Source organism: Exiguobacterium sp. s26 (assembly GCF_018618235.1).
GTDB lineage: Bacteria > Bacillota > Bacilli > Exiguobacteriales > Exiguobacteriaceae > Exiguobacterium > Exiguobacterium chiriqhucha.
Genome location: NZ_JACSLS010000001.1, coordinates 213,925 through 227,028, shown reverse-complemented (window position 1 = coordinate 227,028; position 13,104 = coordinate 213,925). Strand labels below are relative to the sequence as shown.

Annotated in this window: 16 protein-coding genes; 2 read left to right on the top strand and 14 right to left on the bottom strand. The window is 56.3% G+C overall.

Annotated features, from left to right (window positions below; translation table 11 throughout):
* Positions 1-3: 3 nt before the first annotated feature.
* The 5 genes from hag to KNP82_RS01100 all read right to left on the bottom strand — a co-directional run bounded on the left by hag (position 4) and on the right by KNP82_RS01100 (position 4,248).
* Positions 4-894: a flagellin Hag gene (hag, locus tag KNP82_RS01120; protein ID WP_214826752.1), complete on the bottom strand. Its 891-nt coding sequence runs from the start codon at positions 892-894 to the stop codon at positions 4-6.
* A 232-nt stretch (positions 895-1,126) separates the two neighbouring features.
* Complete coding sequence (locus KNP82_RS01115) at positions 1,127-2,419, bottom strand: methyl-accepting chemotaxis protein (RefSeq protein ID WP_214826750.1); 1,293 nt, start codon at positions 2,417-2,419, stop codon at positions 1,127-1,129.
* A gap of 123 nt (positions 2,420-2,542) precedes the next feature.
* Complete coding sequence (locus tag KNP82_RS01110; RefSeq protein WP_214826748.1) at positions 2,543-2,866, bottom strand: hypothetical protein; 324 nt, start codon at positions 2,864-2,866, stop codon at positions 2,543-2,545.
* A gap of 10 nt (positions 2,867-2,876) precedes the next feature.
* Positions 2,877-3,704 (bottom strand): GNAT family N-acetyltransferase, encoded by an 828-nt coding sequence (locus KNP82_RS01105; RefSeq protein WP_214826746.1) that lies wholly within the window; start codon positions 3,702-3,704, stop codon positions 2,877-2,879.
* 58 nt (positions 3,705-3,762) lie between these two features.
* The gene (locus tag KNP82_RS01100; protein ID WP_021066569.1) at positions 3,763-4,248 is read right to left on the bottom strand and encodes a hypothetical protein; all 486 of its coding nucleotides are present in this window, start codon (positions 4,246-4,248) and stop codon (positions 3,763-3,765) included.
* Positions 4,249-4,404: 156 nt separating this feature from the next.
* On the opposite strand from KNP82_RS01100, the gene KNP82_RS01095 reads away from it, so the two are divergent.
* Positions 4,405-4,902 (top strand): hypothetical protein, encoded by a 498-nt coding sequence (locus KNP82_RS01095; protein WP_021066568.1) that lies wholly within the window; start codon positions 4,405-4,407, stop codon positions 4,900-4,902.
* Positions 4,903-4,934: 32 nt separating this feature from the next.
* Here KNP82_RS01095 and KNP82_RS01090 read toward each other — a convergent pair whose 3' ends face one another.
* From KNP82_RS01090 to KNP82_RS01080, 3 genes are all read right to left on the bottom strand, one after another.
* Positions 4,935-5,228 (bottom strand): putative quinol monooxygenase, encoded by a 294-nt coding sequence (locus tag KNP82_RS01090; protein WP_035385647.1) that lies wholly within the window; start codon positions 5,226-5,228, stop codon positions 4,935-4,937.
* A 2-nt stretch (positions 5,229-5,230) separates the two neighbouring features.
* Positions 5,231-6,184 carry a DMT family transporter gene (locus KNP82_RS01085; RefSeq protein WP_214716473.1) on the bottom strand — a complete coding sequence of 318 codons (954 nt, stop codon included), beginning with the start codon at positions 6,182-6,184 and terminating at the stop codon, positions 5,231-5,233.
* 97 nt (positions 6,185-6,281) lie between these two features.
* Positions 6,282-7,142: a YitT family protein gene (locus KNP82_RS01080; RefSeq protein ID WP_214716471.1), complete on the bottom strand. Its 861-nt coding sequence runs from the start codon at positions 7,140-7,142 to the stop codon at positions 6,282-6,284.
* 163 nt (positions 7,143-7,305) lie between these two features.
* Here KNP82_RS01080 and KNP82_RS01075 point away from each other — a divergent pair, with 163 nt between their 5' ends.
* Positions 7,306-8,220 carry a YitT family protein gene (locus KNP82_RS01075; protein WP_214716470.1) on the top strand — a complete coding sequence of 305 codons (915 nt, stop codon included), beginning with the start codon at positions 7,306-7,308 and terminating at the stop codon, positions 8,218-8,220.
* A 31-nt stretch (positions 8,221-8,251) separates the two neighbouring features.
* Here the strand turns inward: KNP82_RS01075 and KNP82_RS01070 are convergent, their stop codons facing one another.
* The 6 genes from KNP82_RS01070 to flgK all read right to left on the bottom strand — a co-directional run bounded on the left by KNP82_RS01070 (position 8,252) and on the right by flgK (position 13,095).
* Positions 8,252-9,307 carry a GGDEF domain-containing protein gene (locus KNP82_RS01070; protein WP_251128595.1) on the bottom strand — a complete coding sequence of 352 codons (1,056 nt, stop codon included), beginning with the start codon at positions 9,305-9,307 and terminating at the stop codon, positions 8,252-8,254.
* A gap of 99 nt (positions 9,308-9,406) precedes the next feature.
* Positions 9,407-9,634: a carbon storage regulator CsrA gene (gene csrA / locus KNP82_RS01065; protein WP_021066562.1), complete on the bottom strand. Its 228-nt coding sequence runs from the start codon at positions 9,632-9,634 to the stop codon at positions 9,407-9,409.
* The gene (gene fliW / locus KNP82_RS01060) at positions 9,634-10,071 is read right to left on the bottom strand and encodes a flagellar assembly protein FliW (RefSeq protein ID WP_029595007.1); all 438 of its coding nucleotides are present in this window, start codon (positions 10,069-10,071) and stop codon (positions 9,634-9,636) included. Before fliW ends, csrA begins: the two co-directional genes overlap by 1 nt.
* Positions 10,072-10,086: 15 nt before the next feature.
* Complete coding sequence (locus KNP82_RS01055) at positions 10,087-10,662, bottom strand: DUF6470 family protein (RefSeq protein WP_131472892.1); 576 nt, start codon at positions 10,660-10,662, stop codon at positions 10,087-10,089.
* Between the two features lie 3 nt (positions 10,663-10,665).
* Complete coding sequence (gene flgL, locus KNP82_RS01050; protein ID WP_214716468.1) at positions 10,666-11,595, bottom strand: flagellar hook-associated protein FlgL; 930 nt, start codon at positions 11,593-11,595, stop codon at positions 10,666-10,668.
* A gap of 6 nt (positions 11,596-11,601) precedes the next feature.
* Positions 11,602-13,095 carry a flagellar hook-associated protein FlgK gene (gene flgK, locus KNP82_RS01045; RefSeq protein ID WP_131472894.1) on the bottom strand — a complete coding sequence of 498 codons (1,494 nt, stop codon included), beginning with the start codon at positions 13,093-13,095 and terminating at the stop codon, positions 11,602-11,604.
* Between the last annotated feature and the right edge of the window lie 9 nt (positions 13,096-13,104).

Here is a 13,104-nt window from a genome sequence, read left to right as displayed (position 1 = left end):
TTATTAACGAAGAAGTTGAAGCACTGCCTGCGGCTGTTGGTTCGATTGGGCCATCATAGCCTGAGCAGCCTGGTTCAAGATGTTGTTCTTCGTGAAGTTCATCATCTCTTTCGCCATGTCGACGTCCCGGATGCGTGATTCAGCGGCTTGAAGGTTCTCAGCCGAAGTGCTCAAGTTGTTGATTGTGTGCTCGAGGCGGTTTTGGTTAGCACCAAGCATTGAGCGTTCAGATGAGACTTTCTCGATAGCAGTATTGATGGCTGTGATTGCTGTGTTAGCTAACGCTTGTGTGCTAACAGCGATACCAGCCGTTGTGACTGCTGGCGTTCCAGCTGTGGCTGCTGCACCACCTGCACCAGAAACGCCTAATGTTTGTGCATCCATTGCTGTGATTTTAAGATTTAACGATTGACCAGCGTTCGCTCCAATATGAAAAGTGAGGTCAGCAGCACCAGTTACAGTTGACAAAGAGTTTGCTGATCCATCTAATAACTTCTTCGTGTTAAACTCCGTATTGTTTGAAATACGTGTGATTTCGATTGCCAACTGGTCTACCTCTTTTTGGATTTCTCCACGATCAGTTGTCGTGTTTGTATCGTTCGAAGACTGAACTGCCAACTCACGCATCCGTTGAAGGATTGAGTGCGTCTCGTTCAACGCGCCTTCAGCCGTTTGAATCAATGAGATGCCGTCTTGTGCGTTCTTCGCACCCATATCAAGACCACGGATTTGACCGCGCATTTTTTCAGAAATCGCGAGACCAGCCGCATCGTCACCAGCACGGTTGATGCGAAGTCCTGAAGACAATTTCTCCATCGCTTTACCTGTTTGTGCTGTGTTGAATGACATGTTGCGGTGTGCGTTCATCGAGTTAAGGTTGTGGTTAATAATCATGTTAATTTCCCTCCATAGGTTTGAGTTTTTTTCGCTCTTCCAAATCCATTTGTCCGAGCATACAAGGCTTAGGCCGGCCCTTGCCTTGCAATTGTTGGAACGTTTTATCGTTTCCATACTCTATATCGGAATCTACCGGTATCTGTTTAGCCATTATCAAAAAAAATTACACATTTTGACTACTTCTCTTCAATTCACATAGAAAAACGACCCATCGCTGGGCCGCTCCTCCTTACGCTTCTACCTTCACTTGCTCCGTCTCATTCTGCAAACTCTCCGCGACACGGACGAGCTCGGTCATCGCGCCGTTCACTTCACCGAGACTGGCTGCCTGTTGGCTCGCCGCTGACGTGACTTCCGTCGCGTAGCGTGACGCCTCTTCGACCATACCGACGATGCCGGCCGAGTTCGTGACGACCGAATCGATTTGACCGCGCGACTCATCTAAGAGCGCATCGACCGAATGGACGTGGCTGTACACTTCGTTCGCCGAGTTGTGAATCGACGCGAACGCACCGCCCGCCTTCTCGACGAGACCGACGCCCGTCTCCACTTCCGCTTTCACGTTCGCCATCGAAGACGACGTGTCGCCGACGAGACGTTTGACGTCGACAATCAAATCCGTGATTTCTTGCGTCGAGTTCGCCGTCTGTTCGGCGAGCTTCTTGACCTCGGCCGCGACGACTGCGAAGCCGCGTCCATGTTCGCCGGCGCGTGCCGCTTCAATCGATGCGTTCAAGGCGAGCAAGTTCGTCTGCGCCGAGATGTCGCTGATGACGTCCGTGATGCGCGAGATTTCGCCCGTCATCTCCGTCAACTTGCTGTTGAGCGTCGACGACTGTTCGACTTTGCCAGCGATCGCATGCATCGCATTGACTGACGACGAGGCGAGGCCTTTACCGCTCTCGGCCTCTTGTTGCATCTCACTTGCTGATTCAAGCGCCGAGCCCATCTCTTGACGGATGTTTTCCATCGTCCGGGCGACGGCACCGAGCAAATCCATCGAGCTATACGTCGCGTTGACGTTGTCTTCAAGCATCTTGTTCAAGGCGTCCATCGCTTGGCGGATATTCTCGCCGGCGATATTCCCTTCTTGGACGGCTGCCGCAATCTCTTGAGCCGAACCGGTGAGCTGGTCCGCCGTGTAGCGCATGTTCGTTCCTTGTTCACGAAGGTGTCCGACCATATTGTCCATCGAGAGGAGCAGACGTCCCATCTCCGAACGGTCTGTCGTCGTCTCGTCCGCGAACACGACCGTCAAGTCGCCGTTTCCGACTTCGACCGCCTTGTCCGACGCCAATTCGATGGCTTTGAGCGGACGACGGGCGATCAAGTAGATGACGGCGCCACCAATCCCTGAAATAAGCAAGGCCACGGCCGTCCCGACGAGCATGACCTGACCTTTCGCCATCTCAAGCTCCGTGAGCAGTAAGAGCGTGATCCAGCCGACCGCTCCGCCCGTGATAAAGGATGTGACCAAAATCCAAGCGAGCAGTTGGGTCGTAAAGTTTTTGAATAGCTTCACTATGAGTTCCTCCTCTGTGTAATTCATCACCTACTATATCGTCCAAATCCCAGCTTTTGTATAGCGTTTTCAGTTGAAGTTTTGGTCAATGAAAAAACGCCCTCGTCACCGAGAGCGTCTTGATTAAAAACGGTCATCTTCACTTGTCTTACGTTCTTCGTTGTGCGTCGTCATAAGTGCATCGAGCGCGAGCGCAATCGCGGCTGCCCAGTGTAGCACCATGCCGATGAACGGGATGACCCCGAGTACCGAAGCCGTGATGCCGACGATTGCCCCGACTGAAATTCGTTTCAGCCGCGACACCGATAAGACGAGCAAGATGATATGGAACACGAGCATGAACCCGAGCGGTGTGTAGCCCATACTGATGATGAACAGCCCACCGATTGCCGGGATGCCGAGGAACGCCTCGAACGCGGCACCGAGCCATTTCAAATTCCGAACCATTCGTCTCACCTCACAGTTCTAATAGATAGAACTCATAGCCGCCGTTTTCAGCGAACCCGGCCCGCTTGTAAATCTCGAGCGCGGCCTTGTTCTCCGTCTCGACGTCGAGCTCGAGCTTCGTCCGGCCCATGCGGAACAGTTGCTGGACCATCTGCTTCAACATCTTCGTGCCGTAGCCCTTGCCTTGCTCGGCCGCCTTGACGCCGAACGCATGGATGCTACCGGCATCTTCGCCCGAAAGGAGGGCACGAATGACCCCGACCGGACGACCGTCGACCTCACCGATGTACGTCACGCGGTCCGGCGTATCGATCTGTTGATAGATGTTCTCCGTCACGTCGACGGGGTCGCCGAACGCTTCAGAGAGCGTCTCGATGATGAGCGAACGGTCGGCGTCCGTCGCCTCGCGGAGCGACACTTCGTCCGGCTTCAAGAACAGCTCGGCTTTTTTAAGGACCAAGTTATATTCCGAGAACTGGTACGCCGCGCCGAGATGGTCGATGACCGCCTTGCCGTCCTTCGATTTGCGATCGATGACGAACGTGAACGCTTCACAGCCATTCTCTTTCGCGTCCTGCTTCGCCGTTTCAAAGAGCGCCTTGAAAACGCCTTGTTTGCGATAGTCCGGATGCACGAGCGCGTTCACTTCATACTCGTTCGGAAGATACGGGAAGAGCACCATATAGCCGACGAGCGTTTCGTCATCATAGACGGCGTAGTCGTTCTGACCGACCGCTACGTGTCCGAGTTTCACGTCAATCTTGTCATATGCGTTGACCGCTACCTCGAGCGCCCCCACCTGTTCTGCATGTCTCACTTCTTCTACTATCCAATTCATGAAATCACCTCACGTCATATTGTAGCACAATCGAAAAAGCCCGCCGTAGCGGGCGGACTCATAACGTCCGGAATTCGAGCTCTGGGAGCGTCTCGAGGAGCTCCGCAATCTCGTCCGTGTGCGCCTCGGCACCTGGAACGGCCTCGGTCGGTTCGACCCAGAAGAACGTCTTGTCGCTCGCACCGAGGTAGTTGCCGTAGCCGACTTCCTGGGCGAACGCCTCTTCCGATAGTTCACGGTCAATCAAGTCCAAATGGAACAACAATTGGTCGTCGCCGTCCTCGACGTTATAGTAGAGGTCGAACGTGCCGTAGCTGTTCTTGTCGCCGACATCGACGACGTCCTGCGCCTTCTCGATATAGACGTCCCCCCGCTCAATCGCCTCGACAATTTTCGACGGGAGAATGATCTCGTACCCGAGCTCACGGTCACGGATCGTCTGCGTCGTGTCGTCAGTCCGCCCTCTGGACGAAACGACACCGACCGTTGCGACGAGGGCACCCGTCACGCCGAGCGCGACCGCCCACTTCATTGTTTTGTTCATATGGATTCACTCCTCTTTGGTCTAGCCATAAGACGATTATCGCACAAAATGACCGTAAATCATTAAATATTCTGAAAAAATGTTTAGGGATGCGTTGACGCACGTCCGTCAATCCCATACGATGAAGATATCGTATTATAGAAAAGAGGAACTGATATGTCAAACGAACAACAATTGTCACGCGCACAGCTCGACGCGCTCTTAAAGAACGTCTTCGCCCTTCAAATCCCGGTCATTGAGAAGTTCATGACCGACCTGTTCAGAAAGTACGTCTCGACTGCGTCCACGTTCAAACAGGACATGGACACGATGAAAGCGACAGAATGGCATAAGCAGTTCTTCGGTCAGAAAGTGATGCCGCACTTGTTCATCGAGAACCTTGGCTTCGGCGCGTCGTTCCGTCATCAGGAGCAAGACAAAGTCGTCAAAATCCCGGACAATATGACAGTCGTCAAACCGGACTCGGACGACCAGATCGAAGAGATTCTCCAAAACCTCGACAAGACGATGGCGTCGATGGACAACATCAAAAACAAAGGACTCGTCAAAAAGTTCTATAAAGAGACGCTCGAACTCATCTGCCAGCTCGGTAGCCGGACTGGGATGATGGACGAGTTTTATGAGCAAGTCAAAGGCAGCTTAACGAAAGCATGACCCGCCATCCACGTCCTCGGACGTGGATTTTTTTAATGACCGTTCCTTGGCTCGAACACGGCGAGACGCTCGATATTGGCCAAAATCGGTTTCGCCTTCCCAATCAACGTCTGCGTCGTCTCAAGCGACAGCGATTGTTGATGCGCCTCCATACTTGCCCACACCTCATAGACGACAATCGACTCATCGTCGAGCGAGATGTTCACCCGGTACGCCGCGCACGTCGGCTCTCGTTCCATCGCCGTAGCGGCCTCGAGCAAAATCGCGAGTAGCGTCTCGCGCTCACCTGGTACGGCCGTCAGTTTCCCAATCAATCCATAGGACATGTTCATCCCTCCTTCCCGTATCGATTCGCCGCAACGTGCGGCTTTTCCTCCACCTTGAACTGGCTACGGCTATGCAGCACGACCCCGACCATGACGAGCGAGATGCCGATGAGCGACAGTCCGGACGGCAGATGCGCTTGGAGAAAAATCAACTCGCCGATGAGCGCGAACAGCACCTCGAGCGCCTGGGTCGCCTCGACCGTGGCCAGTTTCCCCATATCGTGTTTGACGAGGTCGGTCGCCTTGAAGAAGAGCACTGTCGCGACGACGCCCGATAACAGTGCGACGAGTAGCGTCTGCGTCAGTTGCGAGCTCGATGGCGCCCCCGTCGTCAACCCGTAACCGAACAGGAGGAGCCAGACCGGGAGCGAACCGATACACATACCAAGGATACGCTCGAACACGTCGAGGTCGGTGTGGGCCATCATCTTCCGGTTGCCGAGCGGATAGGCGAACGCGGCAATCAATACCGGCACCACCCCAATCCATAGGAAACGCGGCTCAAAGTCGGCGAGGAACTCGACTTGCATCAAGACGACGCCGAACAGGATGAGTCCCGAGAAGCGGAGCGCCGTCCACGGAATCCGCTCCCGCGTCCCGTCACTCCGACGGAACAGCGGCGACAACAGCGCCCCGGCGATGATCGTCACTTGCCACGTGCCGGCGATGAGCCAAGGCGGGGCGACCTCGGCGGCGAGACAGATTGGGACGTAAAACAGACCGAAGCCGACCGTCCCCCAGACGAGCCACGGCCATGGCTGATCGACGATGGCGCGGCGCACCCGCGTCATGCCACCCCGGACGGCCACGACGAGCATGAGCAGTGGAATCATGAACAGGAAGCGGAGCGAGGCGCTATACGCCCAACTCCCCCCGCCGACCTGCATCGATTCATTCAAGACGAACGTGCTCGCAAAAAACAAGGCGGCGAGCACACCTAATAACAATGGACGCATACGTTCTCTCCTTTCTGAATCCCCACTTGTTCCCTATCCATCCCGCATTTCCCTGCCTCCACCAAAAAATCAAGCAGCGCTGGCTGCTTGATTCGTCTCAATGAATATCGCGTTTTCGGAAATTCCCACCTTTGACCTCGGACACCTCGTACACGACGACGAACGCCTCGGGGTCGACTTGGTTGATGATTTCTTTCATCTTCCGCTCCTCGAGCCGGTTGATGACGCACGTGATCTCGTAATAGCACTCTTTTGAGTACGCGCCTTGAATCTGGTTGAGCGTGGCGCTCCGTCCGAGCCGGTCCCGCACCGTCTCGACCATGACGTCCGGTACGCTCGTGATGATTTTGAACGTCTTCGCCCCGCTCAGTCCTTCCTCGACGATATGAATCACTTTCGAGGCGATGAAGTAGGCGATGGCCGACAGGACCGCTCCTTGCAGGCCGAACACCGTCGAGACGACGATGAAGACGAACACGTTCAAGAAGAGAATCAAGTCGCTCGTCCCGAACGGCAACTTCTTCGATAACAGGACGGCCAACATGTCGATGCCATCGAGCGCGCCCCCGTTCCGGAGCGACAGCCCCATCCCGAGTCCGAGAATGATCCCGCCGACGACGGTGACGAGGAGCGTGTCCCCATCGATAATCGTCGGGACGCGGTGCATGATGAGCGTCCCGACCGAGAGCGAGGCGATGCCCGTGACCGATAGGATGGCAAAGCTCTTCCCGATTTGTTTATAGCCGAGATAGACGAACGGGAGATTGAGAATTCCGAGGAACACCCCGAGCGGGACACCCGTCAGTTGGGAGCCGACGATGCTGATGCCGGTGATGCCCCCGTCCGATACGCTGTTCGGGATCAACACCGATTCGAGGCCGTACGCCGCGATCATCCCGCCGATGATGTTCATGATGATTTGAAAGCCCATGAGCCAGGCTCGATTGTCACGTTTCATGAGTAACGTCTTCCTTTTTTGAATCAACTTTCCTAGTCTAACATAAAAAAATAGTAGAATAACATCTTCGGTGTCGATGAAAAACTTGTGTCAGATTGTCTGCCGCTTCTGCTTCATCCCGTGTGAGGTTTGCTATACTGAAAAGAAAAAGGAGTGACCCCCGATGCAGCGTCCACCGATGCCTTCCCCGTCCCCGGAGGAAGTGCTCCGTTTGAAACGTGTCCATAATCCCATCAAACCGACCGAACTCCTCGCCAAGGGGCTACTCCTGTTGATTGGGTCGTTCATCTTCGCCATCGGGCTCGAGGCGTTCCTGGTCCCGAACCAAATCATCGACGGCGGTATCGTCGGCGTCTCGATCATCACGTCCTATTTGACGGAGACGAAGCTCGCCATCTGGCTCGTCATGTTCAACTTGCCGTTCATCTTCTTCGGCTATCGCCAAATCGGAAAGACGTTCGCCATCGTCACGTTGATCGCCATCATGCTCATGTCCGGCTTTACGATTTTGCTTCATACAATCGAGCCGTTCACGGACGACCTGCTATTGTCGACCGTGTTCGGCGGCTTCCTGCTCGGAGCCGGCATCGGCCTCGTCATCCGGGCCGGTGGGTCGCTCGACGGGACCGAGATTTTAGCCGTGTCGTTCACGGACCGGCTCCCGTTCTCCGTCGGTGAGATCGTCATGTTCTTCAACATCTTCATCCTCGGGACGGCCGGCTTCGTCTTCAGCTGGGACCGGGCGATGTACTCGCTCATCACGTACTTCGTTGCCTTCAAGACGATCGATATTGTGCTCGAGGGGCTCGACCAGTCGAAGGCGGCGTGGATCATCACGACGGCGCCGGACGACATCGGTCAGGCCATCATGGACCGGCTCGGCCGGGGTGTGACGTATCTGCACGGTGAAGGGGCCTATACGGGCGACGGAAAGAAAGTCGTCTTCACCGTCATCAGTCGATTAGAAGAAACGAAATTGAAGGACATCCTCGACGACTATGACGAGAAGGCGTTCCTCGCCATCGGCAATATCCATGACGTCCGAGGCGGCCAGTTCAAAAAGAAAAATATCCACTAAAAAAATCGGCCCCCCGGGACCGATTTTTTGTTTATCCGATTTTTGCTTGATCGCGCCCGCTCGTCTTCGCCGCGTAAAGGGCGGCGTCGGCCCGTTCGAACACGACCGTGCCCGGCTCGGCCCCGGCGAGCGATGCCCCGAGCGAAACCGTCATCGGGATGTGCATCCCTTCGAACGAGAACGGGGTGTCGCGGATGACCTTGACGATATCGTCCGCGATCAACCGGACGTCACCGGCATCCTCGAGCACCATCAGAAACTCTTCCCCGCCGTAGCGCCCGACGAAGCCGTCCGGCGGACAGTTCGCCTGTAACGTTTGACCGATGTGGTGAAGCGCTGCGTCACCGGCCCGATGACCATATGTATCGTTCAACTGCTTGAACCGGTCGACATCGATGACGAACAGCGCCCAAGGGAGACCCGACATCTCGACCTCGTTCAAACGTTCGAGCGTCATATAGCGGTTCGGGAGACCCGTCAGCTCGTCAATCGTCGCCCGCTGCGCGTGCAGCCGGAACATGCGCAGGTGCGTCTCAATCTGTTTCGCGACCCAGTAACACATCCAGCCACCGAGGAACGTCATGACGAAATACGGCAAGAACACGGTCGTGAACGCCTGAATCGGGACGTTGCCAGCAATTCGAAACAAGACGAGCACGGCCCCGAACACGAGATAGGCCGAATACAAGTGACCGCGTCGCATCACCAGTCGATTTAACACGAGCGACAACACGAAGAACAAGCCGAGCGTGCCGAACGAGCGGATGAATTGGTCGGTCATGCCGTCGAGACCGAAGCGACCGAGAAGAGTCAACCCCATCGTGACGGCGACTCCGACCGGTCCGGCATAGGCGCCCGAGAGCGCGAGCGGGATAATCCGGAGGTCGACTCTTGCCTCTCCGACTTGAAACGAGTTGACCGTCAACAGTACGGCCGCGAGCCCCATGGCGAGACCGAACCAGATGCGGACCGCATAAGGAGAACCTGCCTGAATCGGCAACAGCTGGCGCATGAGATACAGGGCCAGCGATAAAACGAGATAGATGATACTGACATTGATGAAAAAAATGTTGATGACTTGACCCAAGCCTTGTCCTCTCCCGCCATTTATTTCCTCCTATCCTATCGTACAAAAGTGACACATGTCACCCTATCCAAATTTTAGGACAGCTAAAAAGCCGGAAGCTCACGCTTCCGACTTGTTTTGCATCATCTGTTTCATCAAGTTGGCGCTGTCGCGGGCCGATTCGTTCTCGGCCTGCATCTGGACGTACACCTCGTGGCGATGAATATCGATATGGCGCGGGGCATCGATGCCGAGCTTGACCTGGTCGCCTTCGATGGCGAGCACGGTGAGCGTCACATCGTCCCCGATATGGATGGCCTCGCCTTGTTTTCGTTTCAATACGAGCATCAGCGCACCTCTTCTTTCTGACCGCCGAGCGGGAACCGAGCCGGGTAGACGTCATCCAAGATGACCTGCTTCCCACGCCGCTCTTTCGTCTCGATGACGATCGGGGCCTTCAAGTTGAGCGTCGAGGCGTCGAACGGATCGCGGAGCGTCACGATGGCATACACCGAGACGTGTTCCGCCTCATCGATGCCGAGCTGCTCTTTCGCGCCGTCGGTCAACTCGAACGCATAGTCCGACTTGTGCCAGAACGGGTTCGTCACGACGAAGGCGCAGGCCGGATCCTCGAGCGACTGGAGCGACCAGAACGGGAGCTCGTCGCCGTACGGGATGAGGGCGAACGTCTTCGATTCTGGGAACCCGGGAATCTCGCTGACGAACGAGATCGTCTCGTCTTCATTTACTTCAATCTTGCCAAAATAGTCTGTCTCAATGAACATGGGTTGTCCTCACTTTCAACGCGTCTCATCATACATGCCACCGACCGGCCACATCTCGAGCGATGCCTGTTGACGGAGCGAGATGTCCGTCGTCCATGGCGTGAACGAGATGTCGGCCGGGGTGAGTGATACATCAATCTGTGCCGGCGTCAGGTTCCACTCGATTTTGACATCCGCCGGCGTATACGTCAACTTCACGCGGTCGAGCGACTTCGGCATGAAGTCCATGTCGACGACCGGGTACGGGGCGCTCGTCTTCTCAGCGGCCATCGCGGCGATCGGGTTGCCGTTCTCGATGCGCATGAGCCGGTCCCCGTCCCGGGCCGTGGTCGATGTCGCTTCCCGGGCCGCCTGTTCCCCGAGCTGACCGAAATGGCGCCCGAGCTCGAGCGCCGCCTTCAAGTTGCTTTCACTGCGCGCGACCGACGAGTCGACCTCGAGCGTACCACCTGTCGTCTGTTGGGTCATCTCGACCTTGCCTTGCGTCATCGACACATCGGCCCGGCCTTGCCGCATCTCGAGGTGGGGCCGGTTCGACGTGATTTGGATGGCGGCCTGCGTCTGCCGCATCTCAAGCCGGGCGATATTCATCGCTTACCGGAGGAAGTCGAGGAGCGTCGGTTGGATGATCCGGGCCCCGGCCGATAGCGCGGCCCGGTGCACCGTCTCGTGAGACTTGAGCTCCATGATGACTTTTTCGATGTCGATGTCCTCGTTATCGGACATGATCGTCTTGGCGATAATCTCATGTTCTTGCAGGCGGTTGTCGACAAGTTCTAACCGGTTGGCACGCGCGCCGAGCTCGGCCCGCTCCGTGATCAAGTTTTGGGCGATGACGTCGAGGTCGGCGAGCTCGTTCGAGAGCACTTCACCAGTCGTGTTCGGGTCGGCCAATTTCGAGACGAGGTCGTGCAGTCCGGCGAACACGTCGCTGCCGAACACCGTCTCCGGCTGCATGTTCACTTGAACGGTGATGCCTTTCGATACTTCGAAGGCGACTTTCCCGCTCGCGGCCGGTGCCCCGCCTGGGTAGATGCTGTTGACGTCCCCGTTCGGGTCGGCAAGGAACGCTTTCAAGGCGTCCATGTCGACGAGCGGCTGGTCCGTCTTCGTGCCGTTGTAAATATATTTCTCGCCCGACTTCGCGTTCGCGAGCGAGCCGATGTGTTCAATCAACTGATTGACCTCACTCTGGATGATTTGACGCTGTGACGACTCGTATGTGTCGTTTGCCGCCTGTGTCGTCAATTCACGAATCCGTTTGACGGCTTCCGTCACTTCGTTCAATGTCGAATCGGTCAAGTCCATCCAGCTCGTCGCTTCACTGACGTTGCGGCGGAACTGGTCGACCTCGCGCACCTCGGTCCGGTAGCGCATGCCCTGCATGGCGACGACCGGGTCCTCGGACGCCTTCTGAATCCGTTTCCCGCTGATGAGCTGTTCCTGGACTTGGGCGAGCTTGTTATAACTGCTCGATAAATGTTTCAAGTTCGTCTGTGTGAGCATCGTCTGTGTGACTCGCATCAAGCATTACCTCCCTACGACACCCATGCCGTTGATGATTTTGTCGAGCATCTCGTCGACAGCCGTGATGTTGCGGGCCGCCGCATTATAGGCGTGTTGATATTGAATCATCATCGTCATTTCTTCGTCGAGCGACACGGCGCTCACCGCTTGGCGGCGCTGGTCTGAGCTCGCCATGAGCGCGAATGTGCTCTGGGCGAGGCGTCCGCTCTGGTCGGCAGCGACGGCCATGTTGCCGATGACGTTCTGATAGTATTTTCCGATTGACGTATCCGTCTGGACCGACCCGTCGAAACTGAGCGTGGCCGACTTCAAGTTTGCCAAAGCGAGGGCCCCGCTGCCGTCCCCGATGTTGCCGTCTTGAGAAGCGGCGATCAAATCGAGGTTGTTCATGACGGCGTCGCTCACTTTAATTGTCGCTGCGCTCGCCGTTCCTTCAAAGAAGTTCGCCGTGCCGGCGTTGCCTTTGGCGTCCATGTTTGTGCTATGGGCGGTGTTGAACGCCGAGGCGAACTTGCCGGCCATCTCGTCCAAGTCTTTCAACATCGTCGCGTAGACGCCGTTCACGCTACCTGATTCTGGCGTGTCCGTGCCGTACATCTCGACGAGCGCTTTCCATTTGCCGTTCGGCATCGTGGCGTGCGTGAGTGCCACGTCCGCTCCGCTCGCATCGGTCATATCGAGACCGTCGAACGATCCGACCGTGCCGTTGATGCCGTCAACGAGTTTGTGGTCGACGCCATTGATCGAGACGACGATGTCGATGCGGCCCTCAGCGACTTTTTGTGAGTTACCGCGCGACTCCCCGTTCGTATAGTCGACCGGGACGCGTGTGAAGTCCATGTATTGGGCGAGCTCGTCCATATAGCGGTCACGCTCGTCATACAGTTCATTCGGAAGCACGCCGAGCGGCTCCGCATCCCCGATTTGACGGTTGACCTGACTGATTTTCGTCATCAAGTCGTTCACTTTCTTGACGACGACGTCACCTTCTGAGGCGAGGTCGGCCTGCACTTTTTGGAGCGAGGACGACATGTAGTTGAACGTCTCAGCGAGCGTCATCGCCCGTTGGCGCACGACACTGCGCGCGCCGGCGTCATCCGGGTTGACCGACAAGTCTTGGAGCGAGGCCCAGAACAAGTCGAGCGATTTGGCGAGCCCTGTCTCGGAAGGCTCGTTGACGATATCCTCCATCCGACCGAACGCCGCCTCTTTCGTCGCGTAGTAGGCGTTCTTCACCGACTCGTCGCGGTATTGCTGGTCGATCATCAAATCGCGGATTCGGGCGAGCGTCTCGCCGCGGACACCAGTCCCGAACTGCCCGGCCTTCGTTCCCCCGAAGTTGACGCTGAGTTGTTCGGTCATGCCGAGTGACAAGCGTTGGCGCGAGTAACCCGGATTCGAGGCGTTGGCGACGTTATTCCCCGTCGCCTGGAGCGCCCATTGGTGCGTCGTTAAACTGCGTCGCGCCGTTTCTAATCCCATAAATGTTGAGCCCATCAAACTTCC